This is a genomic window from Dyadobacter sp. 676, from assembly GCF_040448675.1.
Taxonomy (GTDB): domain Bacteria; phylum Bacteroidota; class Bacteroidia; order Cytophagales; family Spirosomataceae; genus Dyadobacter.
In genome coordinates this window covers 1,258,531-1,282,921 of record NZ_CP159289.1, presented here as the reverse complement: position 1 = coordinate 1,282,921, position 24,391 = coordinate 1,258,531, and the positions used below count along the sequence as shown (strand labels likewise).

Annotated in this window: 21 protein-coding genes; 7 read left to right on the top strand and 14 right to left on the bottom strand. The window is 53.3% G+C overall.

The genetic code is table 11. From position 1 onward, the window contains the following. Position 1 precedes the first annotated feature (1 nt). Together ABV298_RS05875 and ABV298_RS05870 are read left to right on the top strand one after the other, a co-directional pair. Positions 2-1,219, top strand: coding sequence for a sugar MFS transporter (locus ABV298_RS05875; RefSeq protein WP_353721236.1), 1,218 nt, complete (start codon positions 2-4; stop codon positions 1,217-1,219). A gap of 40 nt (positions 1,220-1,259) precedes the next feature. Then, positions 1,260-2,465 carry an ROK family transcriptional regulator gene (locus ABV298_RS05870; RefSeq protein ID WP_353721235.1) on the top strand — a complete coding sequence of 402 codons (1,206 nt, stop codon included), beginning with the start codon at positions 1,260-1,262 and terminating at the stop codon, positions 2,463-2,465. Between the two features lie 209 nt (positions 2,466-2,674). Here the strand turns inward: ABV298_RS05870 and ABV298_RS05865 are convergent, their stop codons facing one another. The 3 genes from ABV298_RS05865 to ABV298_RS05855 form a co-directional block, all read right to left on the bottom strand. Further along, positions 2,675-4,909 (bottom strand): hypothetical protein, encoded by a 2,235-nt coding sequence (locus ABV298_RS05865; protein WP_353721234.1) that lies wholly within the window; start codon positions 4,907-4,909, stop codon positions 2,675-2,677. Positions 4,910-5,140: 231 nt separating this feature from the next. Continuing rightward, positions 5,141-5,668, bottom strand: a complete 528-nt coding sequence (locus ABV298_RS05860; RefSeq protein ID WP_353721233.1) for a hypothetical protein — start codon at positions 5,666-5,668, stop codon at positions 5,141-5,143. Beyond that, positions 5,634-5,780 carry a hypothetical protein gene (locus ABV298_RS05855; protein ID WP_353721232.1) on the bottom strand — a complete coding sequence of 49 codons (147 nt, stop codon included), beginning with the start codon at positions 5,778-5,780 and terminating at the stop codon, positions 5,634-5,636. Before ABV298_RS05855 ends, ABV298_RS05860 begins: the two co-directional genes overlap by 35 nt. 326 nt (positions 5,781-6,106) lie before the next feature. Here ABV298_RS05855 and ABV298_RS05850 point away from each other — a divergent pair, with 326 nt between their 5' ends. Both ABV298_RS05850 and ABV298_RS05845 read left to right on the top strand, forming a co-directional pair. Beyond that, positions 6,107-6,913 (top strand): hypothetical protein, encoded by an 807-nt coding sequence (locus ABV298_RS05850; protein WP_353721231.1) that lies wholly within the window; start codon positions 6,107-6,109, stop codon positions 6,911-6,913. Positions 6,914-6,925: 12 nt separating this feature from the next. After that, entirely contained in the window at positions 6,926-8,455 is a 1,530-nt protein-coding gene (locus ABV298_RS05845) for an alkaline phosphatase family protein (RefSeq protein ID WP_353721230.1), read from the top strand. A 15-nt stretch (positions 8,456-8,470) separates the two neighbouring features. On the opposite strand, the gene ABV298_RS05840 is transcribed toward ABV298_RS05845, so the two are convergent. The 7 genes from ABV298_RS05840 to ABV298_RS05810 form a co-directional block, all read right to left on the bottom strand. Further along, positions 8,471-8,983 carry a molybdopterin-dependent oxidoreductase gene (locus ABV298_RS05840; RefSeq protein WP_353721229.1) on the bottom strand — a complete coding sequence of 171 codons (513 nt, stop codon included), beginning with the start codon at positions 8,981-8,983 and terminating at the stop codon, positions 8,471-8,473. Beyond that, on the bottom strand, positions 8,962-9,393 hold the full coding sequence (locus ABV298_RS05835) for a Plug domain-containing protein (protein WP_353721228.1): 432 nt from the start codon (positions 9,391-9,393) through the stop codon (positions 8,962-8,964). The genes ABV298_RS05840 and ABV298_RS05835 overlap by 22 nt, the downstream gene beginning before the upstream one ends. A gap of 81 nt (positions 9,394-9,474) precedes the next feature. Next, positions 9,475-9,819: a ModE family transcriptional regulator gene (locus tag ABV298_RS05830; protein WP_353721227.1), complete on the bottom strand. Its 345-nt coding sequence runs from the start codon at positions 9,817-9,819 to the stop codon at positions 9,475-9,477. Positions 9,820-10,109: 290 nt separating this feature from the next. Then, positions 10,110-10,286, bottom strand: a complete 177-nt coding sequence (locus ABV298_RS05825) for a hypothetical protein (RefSeq protein ID WP_353721226.1) — start codon at positions 10,284-10,286, stop codon at positions 10,110-10,112. 30 nt (positions 10,287-10,316) lie between these two features. Next, positions 10,317-11,492: a PepSY domain-containing protein gene (locus ABV298_RS05820; protein ID WP_353721225.1), complete on the bottom strand. Its 1,176-nt coding sequence runs from the start codon at positions 11,490-11,492 to the stop codon at positions 10,317-10,319. Between the two features lie 9 nt (positions 11,493-11,501). Further along, a complete protein-coding gene (locus ABV298_RS05815) occupies positions 11,502-12,710 on the bottom strand; it encodes a hypothetical protein (RefSeq protein WP_353721224.1) in 1,209 nt (402 codons plus the stop codon). Positions 12,711-12,736: 26 nt separating this feature from the next. Continuing rightward, entirely contained in the window at positions 12,737-15,025 is a 2,289-nt protein-coding gene (locus tag ABV298_RS05810) for a TonB-dependent receptor plug domain-containing protein (protein WP_353721223.1), read from the bottom strand. Between the two features lie 215 nt (positions 15,026-15,240). On the opposite strand from ABV298_RS05810, the gene ABV298_RS05805 reads away from it, so the two are divergent. Continuing rightward, positions 15,241-16,239: an AraC family transcriptional regulator gene (locus ABV298_RS05805; RefSeq protein WP_353721222.1), complete on the top strand. Its 999-nt coding sequence runs from the start codon at positions 15,241-15,243 to the stop codon at positions 16,237-16,239. A gap of 264 nt (positions 16,240-16,503) precedes the next feature. Here the strand turns inward: ABV298_RS05805 and ABV298_RS05800 are convergent, their stop codons facing one another. Then, the gene (locus ABV298_RS05800) at positions 16,504-19,296 is read right to left on the bottom strand and encodes a TonB-dependent receptor (protein ID WP_353721221.1); all 2,793 of its coding nucleotides are present in this window, start codon (positions 19,294-19,296) and stop codon (positions 16,504-16,506) included. After that, on the bottom strand, positions 19,283-20,059 hold the full coding sequence (locus tag ABV298_RS05795) for a GLPGLI family protein (protein WP_353721220.1): 777 nt from the start codon (positions 20,057-20,059) through the stop codon (positions 19,283-19,285). The genes ABV298_RS05800 and ABV298_RS05795 overlap by 14 nt, the downstream gene beginning before the upstream one ends. A gap of 279 nt (positions 20,060-20,338) precedes the next feature. Between ABV298_RS05795 and ABV298_RS05790 the strand changes: the two genes are divergently transcribed. Both ABV298_RS05790 and ABV298_RS05785 read left to right on the top strand, forming a co-directional pair. Further along, positions 20,339-21,766: a HAMP domain-containing sensor histidine kinase gene (locus tag ABV298_RS05790; RefSeq protein ID WP_353721219.1), complete on the top strand. Its 1,428-nt coding sequence runs from the start codon at positions 20,339-20,341 to the stop codon at positions 21,764-21,766. 2 nt (positions 21,767-21,768) lie between these two features. Further along, positions 21,769-22,443, top strand: coding sequence for a response regulator transcription factor (locus ABV298_RS05785; RefSeq protein ID WP_353721218.1), 675 nt, complete (start codon positions 21,769-21,771; stop codon positions 22,441-22,443). A 24-nt stretch (positions 22,444-22,467) separates the two neighbouring features. Here ABV298_RS05785 and ABV298_RS05780 read toward each other — a convergent pair whose 3' ends face one another. Both ABV298_RS05780 and ABV298_RS05775 read right to left on the bottom strand, forming a co-directional pair. After that, on the bottom strand, positions 22,468-23,568 hold the full coding sequence (locus ABV298_RS05780) for a sulfatase-like hydrolase/transferase (protein ID WP_353721217.1): 1,101 nt from the start codon (positions 23,566-23,568) through the stop codon (positions 22,468-22,470). Beyond that, entirely contained in the window at positions 23,453-24,232 is a 780-nt protein-coding gene (locus tag ABV298_RS05775) for a sulfatase-like hydrolase/transferase (RefSeq protein ID WP_353721216.1), read from the bottom strand. Before ABV298_RS05775 ends, ABV298_RS05780 begins: the two co-directional genes overlap by 116 nt. Positions 24,233-24,391: the final 159 nt, after the last annotated feature.

Here is a 24,391-nt window from a genome sequence, read left to right as displayed (position 1 = left end):
TATGGCACTCGCACCCGTTACGTCCGGGCCGTCGGCGGAGGCGGCAGCCGGCCGGAGCTACCGGCCTGCGCTGGTTACTCTGGCGATCCTGTATTTTATGATGGGGTTCATCACTTGTATGAACGACACCCTCGTTCCGTTTTTTAAGGATAGTTTCGAACTGACCTACGCCCAGTCGGCACTGGTGCAATTTTATTTTTTCCTGACTTACGGCGTGATGTCTATTCCGGCGGGCATACTGGTGAGCAAATTCGGGTTTAAAAAAGGGATGGTCGCCGGCTTCGCGGTCGCCTCGCTGGGAGCATTGCTGTTTTATCCGGCCTCGGTGTGGCATGAATATTACCTGTTCCTGGCCGCATTGTTCGTACTTGCGATCGGAATTGTCCTTTTGCAGGTTGCTGCCAACCCGTACATAACCCTGCTGGGACCTGCGGAGACGGCTTCTTCACGGTTCAACCTGATTCAGGCGGTGGGTTCTGTGGGAACTACCGTGGCGCCGGTTTTCGGGAGTATGTACATTTTGTCGAAGTCGGACGAGCTGGCGCGGAGCAGCGAGCCCGTGCGTTTGCCATACCTGGGGCTTGCTGCGTTGCTGATAGCGATCGCGCTGGTAGTGAGCAGGCTTAGGCTACCGGTGCCGGCGATGCAGGCGACCGAAGGGGGCGGGAAGCCGCTTTGGGGGTTCCGTAACCTGCGGTTCGGTATTGCCGCGCTGTTCTGTTACGTCGGCGCCGAAGTTTCCATCGGATCTTTTCTGGCGAGCTACATCGTCGATGTGTCGTCGACCTCGCTGAACGACGCGGGTACGATGGTGGCATTGTATTGGGGCAGTATGTTTATAGGGCGGTTCATCGGTGCTGCGATCCTGAAAACGTTAAAGGCTTCCAGCGTACTGTGCGCGGCCGCGGTGGCCGCCATTACCCTAATCGTAGTTTCGGTTAGTTCTACGGGAACCCTGGCGGTATGGACGATGATCGCGGTGGGCCTGTTTAATTCGATTATGTTCGCGACCATTTTTTCGCTTTCCGTGGCAGGACTTGAGTCGTACGCGACCCGGGCATCGGGCTGGTTGTCGACGGCCATTGTGGGCGGTTCGATCGTGTCTTTCTGCCAGGGATGGCTCATCGATCACTATAACTGGCAGGTTGCCTTTATGTTGCCGCTGGCCTGTTATGCACTCATCCTGTTTTTTGGCCTGAACGGGTATAAAACAAAATGAATATGTCCTTAATTTAGCCGCCCCATTGTTTTAGATGCCTATGAGCAGACCCCTTCGTGTCACAGCCAACTATAAAACCAAAGACCCCGCCCGTATTATACTGGGTTACTTGGCCAATCATGGAAGCATGACGTTACCGGAGCTGGGCAAGCGACTGAATATCAGCGTGCCCAAAGTGACGGTGTTGGTAAATGGGCTGCGGAGCGAAGGCCTGGTGAACGATTATGGTAAAATAGAATCTTCCGGCGGCAGGAAGCCGAGCTTGTACGGTGTGGCGGCGGACGCCGCCTATTTTATCGGTGTGGATGTCAAACAAACCCACATTACGATCGGCCTGCTGAACCTGGACAAAACGCTTGCCAAAAACTCGGGCAAATTGCCGTACGAACTGGCCAATACGGTGGAATCGCGTGATCGGCTGTGCCGTTACATCACCGATTTTATCGACGAACTAACTGTTCAGAAGGAAAGGGTTAAAGGTGTCGGCATCAACCTTTCAGGCCGCATCAACTACCGCACGGGCCACAGTTACAGCTATTTTCATTTTGACGACCGGCCATTGAGCGAAATTGTGGAAGAGAAAATCGGCTATCCCGTGTTCCTCGAAAACGACTCCCGTGCGATGGCCTACGGCGAATTTTGCCTCGGTGCAGTGGAGGACGAGAAAGATGTACTTTTCCTGAATCTCGACTACGGTATCGCTGTGGGTATCCTGATGGACGGCAGGTTATATTATGGGAAATCGGGCTACGCGGGCGAGTTTGGCCACATGCCTGTGTTCAACAATGAGTACATATGCCGCTGCGGCAAAAAGGGTTGCCTCGAAACCGAAGCTGCCGGGTGGGCATTGGAGCGGATGTTTCGTGATAAAATCCGTGAAGGTTCTTCGTCGCTCATTACAAGTAAAATCCCGGAACCGGCGCATATTACGATGGAGGATATCATCGAAGCGGCCGTTGCCGACGACGTGCTCGCCATCGAGCTTATCGCGCAACTGGGAGAGAATATCGGCCGGGGTATCGCTTCGCTGATTAACGTTTTTAATCCCGAATTGGTGATTCTCGGAGGTAGCCTGCTCACGACGGGCGATTATATTGGTTTGCCTATTAAAACCGCCATTAACAAATATTCGCTGAGCCTCGTGAGTAACGACACAAGGCTCGTGCATTCAAAATTAGGCGAAGATGCCGGCTTGCTGGGCGCGTGCCTCCTTGTTCGGAACCGCTTCCTGGGCATTCATGATTAAGCCTCCGGGTGCTACCTGCTTATAGCCATGATTCCGTTCTGACCTATTGCCGGCTCCTGCCGGAGTTCCTGCGTGTATTTCAATCATTTTTCTACAAACGGAATGCTCCCCGGGGAGCGAAGATGCGGATTTGACTGGATTTATTGTATACAACAGCATTCACTTTATACCAAAAGAAGAAAAATAGCCGGAGCATGGCTACCCCCGCCTCATGGCTGTTTCAATAACCATATATCCGAAATCTTGGACTTCTTGCGCCAGTTCAAATGCGACTCTTCCGGGCCATCGAACGTGACCGAAATTTTGCCATCCTGTGTGAGCGACAACGGCACGATCCATTCCTTAAAGGTTTCCGGTTCTTTGTTATAAACGACGGGCGACAGCCGGTACCCGTCCACACGCAGGAGTGCGTCGCCTTCGCCCGCTACGCGTATTATGTAGCGCGCACGGGGATCGAGGTTGTCATAATCAAGCTCGGGCTCGCGCTGGAACAGCTGGGTTGAGAGACGTTTGCGGCTTTTGCCGTTATCCCACCAGGCCACGTCGGTAGCATCTTCCGAGACGGTTTTTACGCGAGGCCCTTTCGCTACACTGGAAATATCGTCGTAATAGCTTCCCGGCCCCGGATTTTCCCAGAAGGCGATGGTTTTCAGTCGGGCCAGTTGCTGCTGCGGACCGGCCATTTTCCTGATCTTTTCAAATTCATCGGCCAGCCACCAGCGGTTGTTGAGCGGGTAATGCACGAAATCCATTACAACACCCCGCTCCGGATTCCGTGGCTTATGCTTTTCGGTACTGGTTTGCAGACCTATCGAGGTGTACAATGCATCGCTCAAATAGACGATATACCTATAAATGTCCTGCGCAACCGGTTCCTGATCGGCTTTATTGACGATGGCCAGGGCGGCATCCATTGACTGTCCTATCGTATTTAAATCGGCTGCCGCCAGAATTGCGTTGGCCTGTTTTTCAAGTTCCTGTTCACGAAGAAGACGCAGGCGGGTGTATTGATCATAATATGCCCGTAACAAGAGCATTTGCCAGCGCCAGTTATTTGCTAGGGCCTCTTCCGTTTTTTCAAAAATCCGCCAATTGAAATAGGTCATCTCCACGCCACCATTCTCCGCCAGCGGGCCTTTCCAGTTCTGCTCCAATGCTTCTATGCCGCTGGCAATGGCTGATGCGTTCGTCTGATCGAAAAAGAAAGCGCTGTATTCTTCCAAAATACGGTGCACGTCTATCTGCGGGTCCCAGGCACGCATGCTCCACAACACTTTGTTCACATCGTCGTGGCTGCCGTCGGAATACGAAATGAAGCCGTCCGTAAAAGGGGCGTATTTCGCATGGATTTTGGCGAATGCAAAGGGCCGCGGATTTACCGACTCCCTTCCGAGCGTCAATGCAAATGCCTGATCGAACTTCTCCACGGGAAATTCGCAGCGCACCGAATGCGTAATGTCGGGATATTGCCTGTGCTGGTATTGCTTCGGCAGCCGGTAGCGCGTTTCTGCCATCGGCGGGCTGCCCGGGCCTGACACCACGCCTTGCAGCCAGGCGGGTTTTTCGCTCTCGAGGTATTTGTAAAAATAGTCGATCTGTTCGGTGTCGAAACCTTGCAACGAAATCCACATTTTGGCCTTCGGGTGGTACTTGATCAGTTTCGTGTGAAGTTCCCGGATAAATGGTAAAACCTCCGATGGATGGTTGTCGCCCGGGTCGCCGCCGGGAAAAAAGATATGGTCGAGGCGGGGACATTCTTTGTAAAACTGCTCGTGCAAATCCAGTTCCGCCTGACGCCTGGCTTTGTCGGTCAGTTCAAATGTCGCGGGCGTCCATACCCAGTAATCCATATCGTACTTTTGGCAGATTTCACTCATTTTGATACGCATTTCCCTGGCAGGAATTTTGAAATGCGGGCTCGGCTTATCATCTTCATGGAAAGGAATCCCTTCCACCGCGTTACTACCGAAAATAGCCAGTTCACGGATGTACTGGTCAAACTGCGCGACTGTCCAGGCATCGTAAGTATTGGCCGTGGAGCGGTAACCCAGCTGGTGCCCGCGGATAGGATAGGCAGGCGAAGAAGCTGTGTTCACAGGTCCGGCCAGTTCCACGAGCGGCTTGCCCATATACGATTTGCTCATTCTCAAATGCCGCAGCAGATATCCCGTGCCGAACAGCACGCCACGGGTGTCCGCCCCGATGACCCATACGGTCTTATTCGCGCCGTCTGTCTCAGTCACGATCCGGTAACCTTCCGGCTTAAATTCCGGCCCTTTGCCATCCCCGGCAGGCACATTGCGCGATAACAATGCCTTATCTGTCACCAATGCGAGCGCTATTACCGGGGTATTGCCTTTCGGCCACGCGGTCGCTTTTTTGAGCGTAATGCCGGTCCTTTTCGCGATTTCCCCGGTCAATACCGCCGGGGCCGTCTCGTTCATGGGGGGAGGAAATGCCCTGAGAGATGATCAGGACAGCATTTTTCAGGTCGATAGCCTGGGCCATGCATGGCGAAGAATGAATTGAGGAAAACAGGATAGTAATCAAAAACAGGCAGCTTTTAGAAACAGCTGCCATAAAACGGGTTTGGGAATGCATAGCAATTACAATTCGACGTGTTGTATATGCTATTACTGCATTTCGGAATTTTCAGGCCAATCGATAACGGCCTGTCAATCGGATTCGACGTAAGAAAAATCCTGGAATGCGGTTTTGATCGATTCGTGCTCCGGGTGGGCCTGGTGGACGAAAATGGAACCGTAACCTTCGCCCGAGAAATCGCTGTCGTATTTGGCAATCTTCGGCGTTACAAGCCGGCTCGTTTCGCGGTACCAGCGTTCGAACAGCCTTTGGAGGCCCGGTGCGCAACCGCCGTTCGACTCGCAAATGAATGCAATAGCGGTTTCGGGCGATTTCCGCAGCGATTCAGAGATGAGCCAGGCGATCGTTTCCATTATCCGGCGATCGTAGCGCGGCGGCACAGGCCTGTCGCCGGTTTCATCGGTTATCGCCGGCCAGTGAGGATGGGTGCAGTAGTGCCTGAACGAGAAAGTCAGCACTTTGCCAGGAAGTTCGGAAAGACCCGACGAACTGGTGAAATGCGCGTAGTAGAAGGCGCCGAGATCGGTTAGAAACCAGTAGTGGTCCGTTTCCCCGCCGACAATCTCATACGGGTTTAACGAATTGGATACCTCTTTCATGTAGCTGTTCGAGTGTGTATTTGCCTTTAAAATATTTTTCAATCGCATTGTTGTCCGAACGAAGCCGCTGGTAAAGCGTGCGTGCCGGTTTGTCGAATTTTCTGGTGCTCATTCTGGTGATTTTTTTTTGGGGTGCTTTAAATTTAAGTAAGGCGATAAGGTCATTTCAAGCGTGTGCTGCTTCGGATTTTCTATCGGCTGGTGTGAATGATTTTCCGAAAGATGGTTTGAATGTCAGGCCTTGGAAGATCCTATTTACGGGCCCGTGGGCGGTATCGGCGTGTAAGATCGATCGGAAGCCTGCAAATAACATGCCCGAATACCGGAATTCCGGCCGGGCAAACACCGCTTATCTCAGGCACGGGCAACATAACATTCTCGTAAAGTAGAAATTAACCGCTTTCGGTACTTTTAGGATCGGAAAATATTTGTAACCCCATGGTGCTCCTCAACCCGTTGCTTTTATACACATTTTTATTGCTCTTGTCGGCATTGTTCCCCGCGTTTTCGCAAACGCTTACGCCCTTGCGGGAATTTGATGTGAAAGAAGCCAAGCAAGCCGTGGCCGTGGACGCGGGGCATTTTTATGTGGTCAACAACAGCACGATCACCAAACATGCCAAAGCCGACGGAAAGCTCATTGCCACGTGGGACGGCACGAAAGAAGGCGTCGTGCATCTGAATAGCGGCGTGGTCATCCAGGGAAAACTGTACTGCGCCAATTCCAATTATCCCGAAATCCCGATGACCAGCTCGGTTGAGATTTTCGACGCGAAAACACTGGCGCACGTCGGTACGCACAGCTTCGGCATCGCGCAACATGGGTCGCTTACCTGGCTCGACCGGAAGGACGGACATTGGTTTATCGGTTTCGCGCATTATGCGGGCAAGGATTCGAGCGAGGGCAGGGATGTGCGCTGGACGTCGCTGGTGAAGTACGATATGGAATGGCGGCAGGTAGAGGCGTGGGTTTTTCCGAAAAACCTGATCGATTTGTTTAGCCCGAAAAGCAATTCCGGCGGTGCCTGGGGCGCGGATGGTTTGCTGTACTGCACCGGCCACGACCGTGCGGAAGTGTATGTCCTGAAACTGCCTCGATCAGGTTACACTTTGCAGCATATCAGCACATTGCCGGCACCCATAGAGGGCCAGGGGATCGCGATTGACCGATCCGTAGCAGGAAAAACGTTGCTCTACGGCATTCAGCGCGGCAAGCACACCGTTACCGTTTCCGAAATCCGATAACCTCTTATATCGATGAAGGCTTATTTTTATCTATTGCTGACGGGCGTTCTGCTGATTGTGAATGGTTTTGTCCAGGCGCAGGAAAGCAGCCCTCGTTTTAAAACCAGGACACTAATCGTTTTCTTCGACGGCCTGCGGCCGGATTATATTACCGAAGCGCAAATGCCTAACCTGTTCGCTTTCAAAAAAACTGCGGCATGGGGCAAGCACCATCACAGCGTTTTTCCGACGGTGACGCGCGTCAATTCTGCGTCTTATGCAACCGGCTCGTATCCCGGCACGCACGGGTTGCTCGGGAACGCCATTTATATTCCGGAAGTGGCCGCTGACAAATCGATCGGCACGAGCTACGGGGATTTGAACAAGATTCCCGCCGCAACGTCCGGCCCGATCCTCACCGCCAGATCGCTCGGTGAGGTGCTGGCCGATGCCGGTCAGAAAATGATGGTTTTCAGTTCCGGAACGACCGGTCAGGCATTCCTGCAAAACCACACGGTAAACGGGGCCGTGGTGAACCCGGACCTGATTTTGCCGGAAGCATTCAAAAATCGGGTTTTGAACGAGTTAGGGATGGTTAGCCAGGGAACCGACGAAGCGTTCGGACGTCATAAATGGATAACCGATGCATTGCTGAAATACGGTTTGACAAAAGACGGCCCGCTAGTGAGTGCTGTCTGGTTTTCGGACCCCGACGGCGCGGCTCATGAATACGGGATCGGCTCACAGCAGGCGGTGGACGCGATCAAGTATGTCGATGGGCAGTTTGGCCGGATCATGGCCGCATTGCGCGGAAAAGGTGCCGGCGAGCGGTTTAATGTGATCATTTCCACCGACCACGGCTTCGTGACCCACAAGGAGAAGCCCGGGTTAGCCGATTTTCTGATCAAGGAAGGTTTCAAAAGGGACAGGGAATCTGATGATGTCGTAGTAGCCGAAGGCGCGATTTATGTAAAAAATCACGACGAAAAGGCGATTGCCGACATTGTAGCCGCATTGCACAAGCAGGAATGGGCAGGGGCGGTATTTACAAAAGGACTCAAAAAGGGCGACCCGCAGGGCCGGGTAAAAGGAACGCTCTCTTTTGACCTGATCCACTACAATCATCCGAAACGCTCGGGCGACATTCTCGTGGCGCCTAACTGGAATGACGACAAAAACGAAAAGGGTTATGCCGGTACCGACTATTCGGGCGGCGTGGCGGGGCACGGCGGTTCAAGTCCTTATGAAATCAATATCGCATTGCTTGCCGCCGGACCGGATTTCAGGGAAGGTGCAACCACGGAATTACCGACTTCCAACGTCGATATAGTTCCGACGATCCTGAACATCTATGGTTTGTCCAAACCGGCCGCAATGGACGGCCGGGCGGTTACCGAGCTTATGAAAAAACCTGGAAAAGCCAACGGTGCTTTTAAAAAGCAGCTTGTCAAAACGGAAGCGTCCTATCCCTGGGGGAGCTACGAGTTATCGGCGGACATATCCGTTTTGGGAGCTTACCGCTACCTCAACTACACCCGAACAGAACGAACGCCAACCCGTTGAACTTGCATTCCCGGTTCAGTTTCGGGCAAATGCGATTTTAATGCTTCGCACTTCACGTATCCAGCGGGCAGGCTTTTTGTCGTTCGGTGTGATTATGCGGAACGGCCCTTCACCGGCGGGAAGCGGCTGCCCGTCTTTTTCAGTAGCAAGCAAAATAACCTGATCGGTAAACTCGGGATCGATTTCCGCCAGCGCGTAAAGCACTTTATAACCGTCGGCGGCGGTAATTAATGCGTATTTGGTTAAATTTTCGCCCCGCAGTTTCGCGCCGGTGGTCACGCCCGCTTTTTGGAGGATTTCGATCAGCGCGACACCCTTAAATTCGTGCTCCTTGCCGTCGCGGTCCTTCACTTTGCGGGCGATCTGCTTCATCGCGGCCAGATCCTGTATTTTCAGTTCGAGCGGCGTGGTTACCTCGCCTGTCACGCTTAACGTGGCGACGCTTTGCGCGTTTGTTTGTGCCGCACAGGCTGACAAAAGCGTCGCGTACAGGAAGATTTCGATTACTAATGTTTTGATCGTTTGCATTTTATGGGCTTTTTGAATGCGACCTGGGTTTCCAGGCTTCGGGCGTCGAAAGTCGTGAAGCGGCCCATATCCACATAGCCGTCGTAAGGCACGTACACAGGCACGCCGTCTATATACACAGGCACCTGGCGCAGATCGAACCCGCGCAGGTATACGACGGACTCGTTTCGCGGGCCGACATTAGCGATACTCACGCCCGGCAGGATGTTCAATGCATTGGACAGGTTGTTCCGGTTGAATTTTTCGATCGTGCGGTGGGAGAGGCGCGAAGCGACACTGTCGTGGGTATGGATGCCCGACACGCGCACTTCGCCCAACTCGAAAGTACGGTCGGAAAGCGTTTCAGGCACTTCTTGCGCCGTTGCAGCGAATGCAAGACCGGCGAATAGTGGCAGTAGCGTTTTTCTCATTACAAAGCGATATGTATGATCGGATATATCGCAAATATAACGAGCGCAGGCAAATAGATGGCAAAAAATTGACGAGGCGCGTCAGATCAGTGACAAAAGTTCCGGTTCTTGGGCCAATGCGGTCAGCAGCGTGTCGTTCAGGCGTTTGTAGGCTTGCATAACATTCCGTGCGGTGTCGGTGAGGACCGTGCCTCCGCCTTTGGTACCGCCTTTTTGGGTAACCACATAAGGGCCTTTTCCAAGGGTATTCAGCGCATCCACCATGGCCCACGCCTTTTTATACGAAAGTCCCATTTCTTTGGCGGCCTGCGCGATAGAGCCGGTTTCGCCGATGCGTTCGAGCAGTTCATAACGGCCCGGCCCGAAAAATTTTACATCATTCACAAATACCCAATGTCTGAGCCGTATCTCGACATGTCTTTCCATGCGGCAATTTTTTTGAAGTGACCAATCTTTTCGTTTCAACGCCGCAAGCTAAACAATTTTGAATGAGCCGCCGTGGAACGGGGAGTGATTGAATGAGTGAATTTTGAATGTGTGAATAAAAAGGTCAGGTGTGGTCAGGTATGTCAAGTGTTGTGTTGTCTTGTTTATTTCCTTATAATTCAGGTTCGTTCTGACCTTTATGGAATATATCTATTCGGTCATTCAGTCATTCACATATTCACTCATTCAATCATTCAATTTCACTCATTCCCCTTTCCACGGCGGTTCATTCACACTTTCCAGCTCTTTCTCAAAAACCAAAAACTAACCGCCACCGGAAACCCGAGTGCGAGCCAGGAAACGGCGTCCCAGATGTTGTCGCCGGTGAGTGCGGAAATGAGGCCTATGCCGGAAAAAATGCCGATGACGATGGGCATGCCCCATACTTTCCAGAAGTTACTTTTCATTGTCGGATATTTTTTGAATGATCGTTCCGGTTATGCGTCCTCTTTCTGAGCCATTACAGTGAGGATTTCCGTTTCGTTTTTAGCCAACCGGCTGATATGCGCCTTTGTGGCCTTGTTTCTCGCAAACCAGAGGTAGAGGCCGCTTCCGAGGATTACAATCGTTGCAATGTCGAACAGCGCCCAGATCACTTTCAGTGGTAAGCCGCCGTAGTCGCCGAAATGCAACGGCTGGGAGATGAAAAGCATATTCACATACCAGGGCATATCACGCATATCGGTGAACGTGCCCGTTTTAGCGTCTATCAATGCGGGTTTGATAATCCGTTTGGTAAGCGGCGTGTTGCCCTTCATAAACACCGCATAATGGTGCTTGCTGGTAAATGCCGTGCCCGGATATGCAATGATCGACGGCTCCATATCGGGCGCTTTTTGTCTCGCGAGCGCCATCGCCCGGTCCAGCGAACTCAATTTGCCGGTAAGCGGCTCCACATTTTTGTAAGGAGCGGTCATTTCGGCAAGCTGTCCCATTTGCCAAAGACTCAACACGATTTCGGAGGCGGTGTTGATGACGCCGGTAAGTCCTACCACAGTTCCCCAAACGATTGTTACCACACCCAGCAGGTTGTGTAAATCGAGCCATTTCAGTCTCGCCGAACGCTGCGTTCGGATCATTCCAAAGTCGAAACGCTTCATGATGGGGCCGTAAAGCATGATGCCCGAAACGATGGCGGCAACAAAAAGCAAGCCCATGAGCCCCAGAAAAAGCTTTCCGCCGATGCCCATGAACATGTCGGTGTGCAGTTGCAGCATCACATACATGAAGCCCTCCTGGTAATTGGGCTCGTCGAGCACTTCCGCGGTGTGATCGTCGACGATCACCGTGGTGAAATTGTCCGGCGGGGCATCAATCGAATCCGAGAGGCTGAACGTCGTCGTATTCGGTTCGTGTTCATCCCAATACACGAAACGGATCACTTTTCCGGGGTATTTGCCCCGAGCGGTTTCGGCGAGTTTGTCGAGCCCGGCAACCGGCGTGCCGGCAGGTACCTGTTTCGCGAGATGCGGTTTGCCTTCGAGCGCTTCGATTTCTTCATGGAAGATCAGCGGCAGGCCGGTTATGCAAAGCATCAGCAGGAAGGCCGTGCAGATCAGGCTTGTCCATTTGTGGACCAGGAACCAGGTTTTGATTTGCTTCACGGAGCTCATGGCAATGGATTAATTTGAAAGTTTGACGAAGCCCTGGATCGCGCCGTCCAGTGCAACCTTGAATACCTGGGTGGCTTTGTTACCATCTACCACATAGTAGCTTTCCAGTTTGTCTACGGAATTTTTCACCCAGAGGTATATTTTGCCATCGATCTCGGTAATGGCCTGCTCGTTGGCGTAGGCATATTCGTGCTGTGGCATGCCCTCGATTTTAGCCACTTGTCCGGTAGCCATGTCGTAAGCATAATAATCGAATATCGGGGCGTTCTGCAGATTGGAGAAATCCGTTTTCAACGGCTCCGAGGGCGATTCGAAATACAGTTTGCCACCTTTCACTAATGCGGTCACGATCGAGTTGGCGGATTGCAGGTTCCGCGTCGAGAATATCCAGCTTCTGTCGAAATCCGTCTCGCCTTTTTTTATACGGATAATCGCAGTGTTCGCTAAACCCACATTCAGGCCGGTGCTGTACAGGTAAAGTGCGCCGTCGTCGCCGACCGACCACATTTTGTTCCCCGAGGATCCCCAGCCGATTCCCTTCATTCCGTCATATCTGATCGTCTTTTCGTATTTGCCGGTTGCGATATCCACCACCGCAAATTCGATAGCGTTAAAAACATCGCCTCCGTAGCCGGCCAATGCCTTCGTACTGTAAGTAATCCCTACGAACAATTTGCCTTCTTTTGCGGCAATGGTATGTTTCCCCACCACCTGGTATTCGACGCCTTCTTTCTGCACCACCGAAAGGTCGATCTCTCCGGTGCGCAGCATGGTAGTCGGATTGAATTTTTGCAGTTTCAGAAGGCTGCGCGTTTCATCGAGATAATAGCCGGTAGTCTCGTCCACAACCAGATATTGGCTGGCTCCGGCGATAAAACCCTCGTCTTTCAGGCTGCCGTCGGCGTTCAGGGAATACTTTTGAAGGCCCAGGTCCCCCGCGGCATTGCTGCGGTTGAAAAACCATTTGCCGAAAGCCCGGAATCCGAACGCCTCCTTAACCTGCAACGAGCGGGCGTTGGTTGCCTGGATCGTGCCCGACGGCATGCCGTCCAAAGCCGTAAAGTATCCCGCCCCGAAACGTTCGATGGAGGTCATCAGCACAAACCTGTCCTTTTCCCCGGAAACAGGCCCTGGATCGGAGCTGTCGTCGGAGGAGCACCCCACAATAGCCGTGAACGCGAAACCTAAAAGGAGTGATTTAAACCAAGGTGTTTTCATGTGTTTAATGGTAAAATGAATAAATTTTATCTGAGGGTATAGTTGACTTTCAAATGGAAGCTGCGACCGGCGTTCTGGATACGGAAGTTGTCGTATACGTTGGCATCGAAGATATTTTTGGCCTGAAAACCAATGGCAAAACGGTCGTTGGCCGGATTATAGGTCAGCCCCAGGGAATGCAGCGCCTGGCTTGGTATAATGTTGGGAGCTTCGAACCCGGCCTTGCCCCAGAGCCCGAGGAAACCGTCCGGCTCAAGCGCTTTGGGCACGTAATCGAGGTAGTATTCGCGGACGAACGTAAAATAGTAATACAATTGCAGCCGGCCGTTGCCCGCCAGGCGGTCGAGCCGGGCGTTAAGACCCGCATTGGCGAAGAAATAGGGCGTATTGCGTAGCCTGGCTTTTTCGGTCAGGCGGTTTCCGGTATCGAAAAGGCGGAAGTCCTGGTAGGTAAAGTTGCCGTTCGCCCGGAGCCAGGGGGTAATGTCCACATTCAGATCGGTTTCCAGGCCGAGGCCTTTCACATTGCTGACGTTCTGGTTTTGGGTGAACAGCAGGTCGACGGGCATTTTTAAAATCAGGTCCCTGGTAATGCGGTAAAATGCATTGATTTCCAGGTTATACCGATGGTGCTTTTCGGTGCGGAAGCCGGCATTGATATTGACGCTCTTCTCCGGTTTCAGTAAAAAATTGGAACGGTGGAAATTACCGTCGCCGAACATCTCGTCCTGTTCGGGTAGCCGGGTGGCCGCTTCTGCCGATAACCGGAAAAATGTAGCCGGCGTCACCGCATACTTCAACGCCTCGGCTATACCGAAACTGCTGTTCGATGCGTAGCGATGTTCGCCCAGGGCCGTGCCGTAGATGTCGACATTGATGGTGGAAGTGTTGTAATAATAGTATTTGGCGATCAGGTTATTCGTCCATTTTTCCTGCCCGAAAACAGATTGCAGGCCTGCTGCACCGACGAATTTGTTGTATTTCGCAGGCAGCGAAAGAATATCCTGGCCGGTGTCCGGCAATTTCAATCCTCTCGGATCGCGACCGTCTCGCCCGATGCGGGTAGACACTACGTTCAGCTCCACTTTGTGCGCCCCGTTGATGCGGTAATCTGCGTTTGTCCGGGTGGTGAAGTAGGAGAAAGTAATGTCCGACAGGCTGCCGTTGGCCGTAATTTCGCCCTGGCGCGACGGGCTCGGAATGAAGTTGCCGTGCCAGTCGTAGGTTCCTCGCGCGGTGTCCACTTGCGCGACGTGAATATTGCTGGCAGTCAGGAACTGGTCCACACTGAGGCGATTGAACGTTTTCCTGTAACGCAGGGTAGGGATGAGCGAATACTGCTTGCTTACCGCCGCGCCAAACGGCTGCGACATCGAAGACCCGTACTGGTTTTGCCGGTTAATGCGGAACCACGTAATGCCCAAACGGAGTTCATCGGCCCAGCGCAGGCCTGTCAGCCCGCCATATGCTTCCGCATAGTAGTTGGTGAACCGGTTATGAAAAAGGCGCACTTTCGCCTCGCTGCGGGCCGCCGTTTCATGGTCGGTGACGGTTACATCTACCTTGTAATTGTTGTCCGAGCGGTTCAGGAAAGCATCGGCGCCCAGAAAGAAATGTCGGGTCGTGTCCGTATAAAGGCCATTCACCGACGCGCGGTGGGTATTGAACGACGCCACTTCATAGGAGGCTTCGGCGTAGCGGTACAGCGACTTCTTCGTGACCAGGTTCACCGCCCCGCCGAGCGCGTCGGCGCCGAGGCTTGCGGGTAACACGCCTTTGTACACTTCCACGCGTTCGAGCATATTCACAGGTACGAGCGCGATGTTGTAGCCTGCCCCCAGGTAATCCATTGGAATACCATCCTTGAAATTCCTGATCGCGCGGTCCTGGAAACCGTTCATCATCAGTCCGGCACTGGACCCGAGCCCTCCCGTTTGCCGGATGCGGATACCTGCCGAGCGGTTCATGAGTTCGATAAGCGTGGAAGGCTGTTCCCGGACGGCCCTGGTGTTGATTACTTCCGCTTTAATGGGTTGCAGCCGGGCCTCCTGCGTTTCCGTGCGGCCGGTTACCTGCACTTCGGAAAGCTGCGTCTGGTCTTCTTCCAATGTAAAAACCAATGGATCGCCCAGGTTTTTGAAAGCGATCGTTTGGCCGGCCTTTCTGAAACCGACGTGTTGTACCCGCACGATATAGCTGTTCCGGCGCGGGACGGTCAATGCAAACAGCCCTTTTTCGTCGGCAATGCCATGAATATCCAATCCTTCTACCGTAACCGAAGCCCCCGGCAGCCCGCCGCCCCGTCCATCCTTCACAACGCCATGTATTTTGTAATTGTCTTGTGCGCAGGCTATTATGGGGCTTATAAACGCCGGTAGCAGAAAAAATCGCAAGAGGAGGAGGAAAGATTTCAACGCTATTGTAATTTTACTTAATTAAGACTGTTTAAAAATAACGGCAAATGTACCGACCAGGGCCGGGCTGCGGGTAACGTCAGAAGCAGTATTAATGCCGCCAAAAACAGAGTTTGATGAAAATCGTATTCAGATCGGAAGAATTTGCGGAACTCAACTTCGAACGGGGATACTCCGAGGGCTTCGGTGTGGATGAGCGCTCGGGGATCAGGGAAACGAGGTACGAATATTCCCACCCGGGCATGCACTCGCGGATGCACCGGATTTATTGTCCTGGAATGATATGCTCCATGATCGAGGGAGAGCTGGACAGGGACCTGGTACAGATACTGGAAAGCGATTTCCCCTACCTGCAAATGCATTTCGAACTGTCGACGACCGGCTGCCTCTACATTCCCGAGGCAAAATCGGAGATCGAGACCGTAATTTACGGCGGGTCGCATTCGTTGCTTTTTTATCCGGCGCTCAAAGGGCGGTTGTATTATCTCAAAAAGCCGATGTCGCGCAGCGTGGAAATCGAGCTTTCGCTTGACTTTCTGAGAAGGTTGTTTCACGACGACCTCGAGGTGTTGCAGGATTTTGGGAAGAATATCGAGAAAAACCACCCGGCAGTGATGGGTAACCGCAGTTTTCCGATCACGCCGGAGATGAACCGGCTTCTGGCGGAAATCAGGGATTGCCCTTATACCGGGTCGCTGAAAAAGCTGTTTGTGGAAGCCAGGGTGGTTGAGCTGCTTATTTTGCAGATCAGCCAGATCAATGCGGCCGGAGAGGAAAAGTCCCGACTTAAAAGGTCGGATATCGATAAATTACACGAAGTGAAGGACCTCCTGCTGCGCAATATCAACGACCCTTTCTCCATTGAGGAACTCGCCCGTGTGGCAGGCCTCAACCGCACCAAGTTGCAGGAGGGCTTCAAGGAACTTTTCGGGACCACCGTTTTCGGCTACATTACCGACACGCGTCTGGAAGAAGCACGGCGGCACCTCCTGAACACCGATTCCAGGCTCTCTATTGGCGAAATAGCAGCACTTTCGGGTTATAAAAATCCCCAGCATTTTACGGCCGCATTCAAAAAGAAATTCGGCTATCTTCCCCGCGACGCCCGCAGGTAAACAACAATGTTCAGGCCCGTCGAAAAAATAGCCTGACAAAGTATTTGTTATTTGCATTATAGAATTAATTTTACGTCGCACCCTATATGAATGTGGGATAATTTCACGGCGTGGACGAAGGGGAAAGCGCTATGAACAGGCCCTGAACCGGGGCTTTCGGGGGAATCAAAATAGAATAATAAGCCGATAAACGAACAGTAGTGTAGAAGCGTGTCATGGAATGCCATGACACGCTTTTTTGTTGTTATCGGCAGGTAACCGCTTTTATATACCGAACTTCCGGAGATTATAGACCAGGCTGATGAGGAAATAGCGTTTTAAAACCCGGCTGCGCACGTCCTCGATGTAGGTGTCGCCGGTATTCCGGACGAGGCTGCTGTTCTGGTTGAGGATGTCGAATACCTGCAAGCGGATCTCCGCCTGTCGGGTACGTAAAAATTGACGCGCAATCGACGCATTCCAGAGCAGGAAGCGCTGATTATAGCCTTCGGCCCGGCCTGTGTTGCCGGTGTAGGTGAGGTCGGAGGCGATAACGAGGTTTCCCGGCAATTGCAAATGCACATCGCCCGTCGCATACTGCGACCAGTACTGCATATTTTGTTGAGGCAAAAGTGAATACCGCGCCTGCTGGTAGGTGATGCGAGCGCTCAAACCGTAGTCGAGGCGGCCGTTGTAATCGGATTGCAGGCGGATTCCCGGCCCCATGGACGCGGAAGTCGTCACATTCTCCGCGCTGTTGATGAGGTTTGTGTTACGGGCCAGGCTGCCTTGCGTGGTCAGATTCACGGAAAGCCGCAAGGGCTGGATCTTTTTGCTTACCGAAATAAACCCGTTGCCCGCGTAAAATCCACGCGTATTGACAGGCGTACTTGCCTGCGCTCCGGCGTCGTTGATGGCCGTCGACAAGCCGATGCGGTTGTTGCTCTGGTTAAAACCGGCAAAAACAAACAGGTTGTCATTGCCTCCCGCCGCCGAGGCGCTGAATGTCAGCGTCAGGTTATGGTAATATTCAGGTTTAAGCGCCGGGTTCCCGATATTGATATTGAGCGGATTGGAATTATCGGCAACGGGTATCAGCTGCGTAATGCCGGGCTGTACGACGCGCGTCCGGTATTGAAGCCGCAGGTTTTTATTACCCCGAAACGTGTAGGCAAAAAGGGCATTTGGCATGAAATACGCGTAATTAGAGCGGTAGCCGGTGCCGGTGGACCTGTCGATCGGCCGGAGCGACGCGAGCTGGGCGTCAGCTCCGAGTGCCAGTGTGTAGCGCAAACGCCGGGTCTGGAAAGTGGCGCCCAGGCGGTTGGTTTCAAAGGTATTCGCGAAATTTCTGCTTAGCGGCATGTCCGGTCTGTCATAGTTGCCGGTTTCCTCGCTTTTGTCCGAAATATCCCGGAGCAGCTTGCCAAAACTGTTGCTGTAAGCATATCTGAATTCCAGTTTCCGGGTGAAAGAAATCGGTTCCGTGAAAGAAACGGACATTGTATTCTGAAATGCAAGCTGGTCCTGGGCATTGCGCTGATCGATCCTCTCCTGTGCGGGCGTTGTCGCTAGCGTGTCGAAGAAGGTGTTCGCCGACCGGTTGTACGCCGTGGAATTTCCGGTCGTCAGTATCGAATTGAGGTTCGCCGAAAACGACCGGCCCTCTTTGCGGAATTTCCGCATGAACAGCAGGTTGTTGTAGGCATTCAGGCCATTCCCGTCCAGGTCGTAATTATTGAAACCCTTGTTGAGCGAGTCGGTCGCGGAGCGGTAGGAGTAGCTGCTGCTCTTCCTAAGGAAATCCTTGGTCTGAAAACTGACGTTGGGCGTGAACCGAAGGCTGGACAAGGAATCGAGCGGCAATTCGAAACGGCCGTTGACGCGGTGTGTCACCATCGTATTTTTCGAATAGTTGTTCTGATCGTTCAGGAACGAGCCGCCGGGCAGGATGTTTTCGCGCCGGCTTTGCTGGTCGGTCGTGGTAACGGAGCGGTTCGCGAAATAGCTGGCCGCCATTTCCGTGCGTTTTCCCCATTTCACGGCACTACTTTCGGTACGGTAATTGACGCCCAATGCGCCCACTTCCGTGATATTGGAAGGAGCAGCCGGACCGTCGGGGCCATTGGCGCCCGGTTGGCCCACAAGCTGCGGTCCGCCTGAGCCTGGTGCGGGCAGGTTGCCGTCCGACATCGTGAAATTCTGCTGGTTCAGGTTATTGGCCTGTCCGATGAGCGAGAGCTGCCTGTTGGGCCCGCCGTTGTGGTTGTTGAACCGGTTGACATTCAGCCGGGCCTCATACCGGGCCGACTGGTCGCCTGCCGATGGCCCTGTCCCCAACGCGTTTTGGCCGAAATAGCCCTTCCCTTTGTCTTTTTTGATGGTAATGTTGATTGTCCGTTCACGGTCGCCGTCGTCGACTCCCGAAAACTGCGACTGGTCCGACGACTGGTCGTAAAGCTGTACCTTGTCGACGATGTCGGCGGGAAGGTTACGCGTGGCCATTTTAGGATCATTTCCAAAAAACGGTTTGCCGTCCACCAGCACCTTGTTCACTGCCTGGCCATTGGCTTTGATGGACCCGTCCCGCGCGACTTCTACACCGGGTAATTTGCGCAGGAGCTCTTCTACCTGTGCATTCGGTTGGGTTTTGAATGAGCCTGCATTGAATTCCAGGGTGTCGTTTTTGATAGTTATCGGAGCTCGTTCCTGCTTGATTACCACTTCGTTGAGCTGGTTGCCCTGCTCCGTCATCAGCAGTGTGCCCACCTCGGCGGGGGCATCGCGGGTTACGGTAACCGGCAGCGATAGGTTTTTGTATCCCACAAAGGTGACGAGCAGGCGGTACGAGCCGGGCGTTACCTTCCGGAACAGGAAATCGCCGTCGCCGCCGGTAAGCGTCGCGCTTACATAGGCGGAATCACGCGCCTGCAACAGCGAAACGGACGCCATCCTCAGAGGCTTTCGTGAGACCGAATCGAGGACGGTGCCGCTGATTCCGCCTGGGGGTGTTTTTTGGGCAAATACCGGAGTGAGCGAAATCAGCAGCAGGCAGAGTATCTTTTTAAATGCCTCCACCGCCGGGCCCCATTTTTTGGTGAAAATCCGCCATTGCCTTCTGGCGGATATCCGCCAATTCCTCGGGCTTCACATTCTCCGCCTGAACATTCGGCGAAACCAACGACGCGTCCACATTGCCCAGGTTTACTTTCGTAGCACGGAATTGTTCGCGGCTGCCTTCGATGAGTAACGCCACGCCTTTCTCCGGTGTCAGGGCCGGTATCGGCGCGTAGCTGAACGGGAGCTCGGTCGTAAACCAGACGGTGTAGGGCTCGTTGTGGTATTTAACCACCGCTTTTTGGCATGGATAACCTGCAATTTTTTTCGTCTGCTGGGTAAGTTGCCATTCCCCGACCGGTTCTATCGGCGTTTCGCTTTTATAGGTGCGGGCTTCTTTATCCTGACCTACGGTTACGAAGGTCAGGATTTTACGGTCCGCGATGTCCGTTATCGTCCATTCTTCAAACGGACGCCCCGCGTTGGTCATCTGCGGGATACCGCCCGGTTCCATTCTCACCCGTTTCATCATGTTTTCCTCGTCGCGGTTTTCGCGTACGAAATTCCCGGCGAAAAGCACTTTCTGGCCGATGGTGCGTGTATCCGGAACGTCTGTCGGGAAGTTGGGGTCGCCCTGCTTCACTTCCTCGCCGTTGACCATGAATCGTAACCGGGACTGGTCTATCTTGCGCACGATTTCATAATTGATCTGGCCCGACGTTTGTGCGAGAATGGCCGGGGCTGCCGCAAAGAGCAGCGTAATGATTAAAAGAAGCTTTTTCATAATGTCACCGTGTTTTTGTTTTGACGGTTCAAAGGTCCGGCGACGGTTTGTAAGGTTCTGCTATTTAATGTTAAGTAGTGTTAAGGCCCGGAACGGCAGCGTCCGGAGGCCGGTCGTCCATCGGCAAGCACCGGCGGCATTAGCACGGGGGATTTTCCGGAGGCGGGAAATAATCCGCTATTTGAGCGCGGTGCCAGGCGGCTCTTAATCAGTATTATTTAGTGTTAAATAGTGTTAAAGTAAAGCAAATCGTCGGGGCGGAACGTGTAGCTTTGCAATATGACGAACCGCCGTATCCGCTCGATTTTCTGGTTGATGACCATCTGCATTGTGGCGATCAATGCATTTCAGGGATATTGGCTTCTGACAACCTACCGGCTCCAGTTGCAGCAGTTCGGCAGTACCGTGCAGGATGTCTTGTTCCAGGTCATCGAAGGGCACCAGGTCGACAACGCGCGTATTCTCCTGGGAAGACAGCGCCCCGGCCGCCCTATGACCAAAAATGCTCCCGGCGGGCGTATGCCAAGGGATTCGCGCGTCACGGTCAGGCGGTTGAGCGTGAGCGAAGGTCCGGGTTCGCGTTTTTATTATCAATTCAATAACGACAGCGCCATCATCGCGCCTGTGGACACATTGGCACGCCGTATTTCGAGGTATATGGTGCAGGAATGGACCGAAGACGGCAAGGTCGATTTGCGGAAAATTTATTCGGCCTACCGGGCGGAATTGCGGCGAAGGAACATCGATGCGGACTTTACGATCGATACCCTGACGATTCACCCGGTACGCGGGGCCAACAATATGATCATTTATAACGGTCATGGATTAAAAGTAGAAGACGACGGCCGTTTCAAGACCTTCCCGCTGCCGGTCAATCCGGTACGGCATATTTTTGTGCAGGCTACTTTCGAAATGCCCGTTCCCTACCTGCTGAGGCGGATGAGCTGGCTGCTGGGCTGTTCCTTGCTGCTTTTGCTGCTGACCACCGGCTGCTTCGTGTTCATGCTGCGGACAATTCTCCGGCAGAAAAAGCTCTCGGACATCAAGAACGATTTCATCAACAACATGACCCACGAGTTGAAAACGCCCATCGCTACCGTAACGGCCGCCGTTGACGCCCTGCTGCATTTCGGGGCGCTGAACGATCCGCGCAAGGCGGAGGAATATCTTCATATTTCGCACAATAACCTTCTCAGACTGTCGGATCTGGTAGAAAAAGTGCTGAACCTGGCCGTGGAGGAAAAGCAGGAGTTCGAATTTCGGACGGAGCCGGTCGGCCTGGCCGAAATGTTATGCGAGCTGGCTGCCAACCACCGGATCAAAGCGGCCAAAACGGTGGTTTTCAATATGCATATCCCGTTCGGAACAACGGTACAAGTGGACCGGATCCATTTCGGAAACGTGATCAATAACCTGATCGACAATGCGATAAAATATTCCTATGACCGGGTAACGATTTCCTTCGACTTTCAGCAGGAGCCGCGGGGATGGCAGCTAACCGTGACCGACGACGGGATAGGCATTCCCAAGGCATACCAGTCATCGGTTTTCGAGCGGTTTTTCCGCGTCCCGACGGGTGATTTACATCAGGTAAAAGGGTTCGGCCTTGGTCTGGCCTATGTGAGGCAGGTGGTGGAACGGCATGGAGGCAGTATCAGTCTGGCGAGCGAACTGGGCAAGGGAAGCGCCTTTACATTAAAATTCTGAAAATGGCGACGGTACTATTGATCGAAGACGAGCCCGCATTGGGGATGATCGTGAAAGACAGCTTGAACTTCAGGGGGTTCGATGTGCTTTATGCGGTTAATGGGGTGGACGGGCTGGCACAGTTTCGCGAGCACCGGCCCGATATTGTCGTAGCAGATATCATGATGCCGGACATGGACGGATTTACAATGGCCGAGCACATCCGCCGCAATGATCCGCACGTCCCGATTATGTTCCTCACCGCCCGCTCGCAGACAGCCGACGTGGTACGGGGCTTCGAGCTGGGAGGGAACGATTATCTCAAAAAGCCGTTCAGTCTCGACGAGCTCATCGTGCGGATTAATGCGCTCCTGCGCGCCGGCGTATCCCGCGCGACCGCGGACGGAACGTTGAAAATCGGCCGTTACCTTTTCGACCCTGCCAAACAAAAACTCAGCGTGGATGGGCAGGAAGTAACATTATCCCATCGAGAATCCGAACTTTTGCGGCGGCTTTACCAGCAACGCAACCAGGTACTGGGCCGCAGCGAAGTGCTGAACGAGCTCTGGGGCGACGATTCTTTCTTCAACGGCCGGAGTCTCGACGTTTTCATCACAAAATTACGCCGTCACCTTCGCGAAGACCCTAAAATTCAGATAATCAACATCCGTGGCAGGGGATATAAGCTGGTACTTTGAGAGCGGCAACCAGAAACCGTATCGTCATCTGCCGGAGGCCGGCCTATCGGGCTTCGGGAATACCTGATGTGTATCGGCCCATTCGTGCCAGCGGTTCGCCAGGCGTTTTGCCAGTTCCGGATGTTCTGCGGCCAGGTTTTTAGTTTCGGAACGGTCCGCGGAGAGATCGTATAACTGCCAGGTAGAGTCGGATGACGGTGAGACGAGCTTCCAGTTGCCTTCCCGTGCGTAGCGGGCGCCGAAATGTTCGTTGAATAACTCCCGCCGTTGCCCCGGGGACTTGCCGCTGAAAGACGCCACAATACTGGTTCCGGTAGTGGGCCGGATATCGTTATTCTTGTATTGCCGGGGATAAACGGCCCCCGAAAGTTCGCAGAACGTCGCCATGAGGTCCATTACGTGCCCCGTATGATCGCTGAAACTCCCCTTTTTAGCCGTAATGCCCTTCGGCCAGAAGGCGATCATCGGCGTATTGATCCCCCCTTCGAACGACTCTGCCTTGGCATACCGGTAAGGGGTGTTGGCTACGCCCGCCCAGCGCGGGCCGATGGACGCGTAGCTCGTTTGCGGGCCTGGCAGAACCTGCTTCTCAGTAGCATAGACTATTTTACGACCGTCGCGTGTTTCGCCCGGACGGTCGAAGCCCGGGCCATATTTCGCACAATTTTCAGGACTCGCCCCGTTGTCGCTCAGAAAGAGGATCAACGTGTTTTCGAGTTCTCCGCTTTGTTTTAATGCATCGATAATCCGGCCGATGCCCTGGTCCATCCGGTCGATCATAGCGGCGTGCACCGCCATGGCCGTGGCGTCCCATTCACGGTCGGGATTTTCCTCCCATCGCATGGCACCGGGCGGCGTATCCGGCAGTTTCGTGACGTTCGGGTCGATCAGACCCATTTTTACCATTCTTTCATACCGGGCCTTGCGGACCGGCTCCCAGCCGCTTTTGTAAGTATCTTTATATTTCGCAATGTCTTCGGGCCTCGCCTGCAGCGGCCAATGGGGAGCGTTATGGGCCACATAGAGGAAAAACGGTTTGTCCGATTGGGCAAATTCGCGGATATAAGCCACGGTTGTGTCGTTGATGGCGTCGGTGTGGTAGTAATCTTTCGGTACTTCTTTCACGGGCTCCTTCCCGTTTACCAGGCTGAACGGGTCGAAAAAATCCACCACCCCCCCAGATGGTCCCGAAGAACTTGTCGAAACCGCGGCTGGCAGGATATTGTTCGACGGGTGAAAAAGCCCCGAAGTCTTTCTGGTGGCTCAGCCAGGCAAGCTGTTCCTGCGGGTCTTCCCGGGTAAACGTGTTTGAAACGTGCCATTTGCCCACCATGCCGGTCTGATAACCGGCAGTTTTGAGTACTTCCGCCAGCGTCACCGTATTTTCGGTAATGTGGCCCTGGTAACCGGGCTGGTTTTCGGCCTCGGTCATCTTGCCGATACCCGCCTGATGACTGTACAAGCCAGTAAGCAGGGAGGCGCGTGTGGGGCAGCAGCGCGAAGTGTTGTAAAACTGGCGGTAACGCAAGCCGTTTAGTGCCAGATAATCGAGGTTGGGCGTTTTTACCTCTCCTCCGTAGCAACCCATATCCGAATAACCCATGTCGTCGGCCAATATCACGACGATGTTCGGGCGCGAGGCGTTCTCGGGGCTTTCGGAATGGTCCCTGGTTTTCAATGCGGCCAGGCCGGCGCTCGTTACAAGACCGAGCGCGGCTAGGAATAGACTGGTTTTAAACATGCGTTCCTGCAACGGCGAATGATTTTTCCCGAAAGTAGGAGTTTTCACATTACGTTAAAACAGTCCAACCCATGTCCTGTGCAGTTATAGCTACTTTTGCCAGCCAGGCGATAATCGCCGAAAGCAATAGAATCCATTTCATGACATACGGCTGTTTGGAATGATATTGTAAAAATATCGCCGTAAAATCATTCGGGATCAGTATGT

Coding starts and splice junctions, on each gene's coding strand:
- ABV298_RS05875 (WP_353721236.1), top strand. CDS start 2: ATGGCACTCGCACCCGTTACGTCCGGGCCGTCGGCGGAGGCGGCAGCC.
- ABV298_RS05870 (WP_353721235.1), top strand. CDS start 1,260: ATGAGCAGACCCCTTCGTGTCACAGCCAACTATAAAACCAAAGACCCC.
- ABV298_RS05865 (WP_353721234.1), bottom strand. CDS start 4,909: ATGAACGAGACGGCCCCGGCGGTATTGACCGGGGAAATCGCGAAAAGG.
- ABV298_RS05860 (WP_353721233.1), bottom strand. CDS start 5,668: ATGAAAGAGGTATCCAATTCGTTAAACCCGTATGAGATTGTCGGCGGG.
- ABV298_RS05855 (WP_353721232.1), bottom strand. CDS start 5,780: ATGAGCACCAGAAAATTCGACAAACCGGCACGCACGCTTTACCAGCGG.
- ABV298_RS05850 (WP_353721231.1), top strand. CDS start 6,107: ATGGTGCTCCTCAACCCGTTGCTTTTATACACATTTTTATTGCTCTTG.
- ABV298_RS05845 (WP_353721230.1), top strand. CDS start 6,926: ATGAAGGCTTATTTTTATCTATTGCTGACGGGCGTTCTGCTGATTGTG.
- ABV298_RS05840 (WP_353721229.1), bottom strand. CDS start 8,983: ATGCAAACGATCAAAACATTAGTAATCGAAATCTTCCTGTACGCGACG.
- ABV298_RS05835 (WP_353721228.1), bottom strand. CDS start 9,393: ATGAGAAAAACGCTACTGCCACTATTCGCCGGTCTTGCATTCGCTGCA.
- ABV298_RS05830 (WP_353721227.1), bottom strand. CDS start 9,819: ATGGAAAGACATGTCGAGATACGGCTCAGACATTGGGTATTTGTGAAT.
- ABV298_RS05825 (WP_353721226.1), bottom strand. CDS start 10,286: ATGAAAAGTAACTTCTGGAAAGTATGGGGCATGCCCATCGTCATCGGC.
- ABV298_RS05820 (WP_353721225.1), bottom strand. CDS start 11,492: ATGAGCTCCGTGAAGCAAATCAAAACCTGGTTCCTGGTCCACAAATGG.
- ABV298_RS05815 (WP_353721224.1), bottom strand. CDS start 12,710: ATGAAAACACCTTGGTTTAAATCACTCCTTTTAGGTTTCGCGTTCACG.
- ABV298_RS05805 (WP_353721222.1), top strand. CDS start 15,241: ATGAAAATCGTATTCAGATCGGAAGAATTTGCGGAACTCAACTTCGAA.
- ABV298_RS05795 (WP_353721220.1), bottom strand. CDS start 20,059: ATGAAAAAGCTTCTTTTAATCATTACGCTGCTCTTTGCGGCAGCCCCG.
- ABV298_RS05790 (WP_353721219.1), top strand. CDS start 20,339: ATGACGAACCGCCGTATCCGCTCGATTTTCTGGTTGATGACCATCTGC.
- ABV298_RS05785 (WP_353721218.1), top strand. CDS start 21,769: ATGGCGACGGTACTATTGATCGAAGACGAGCCCGCATTGGGGATGATC.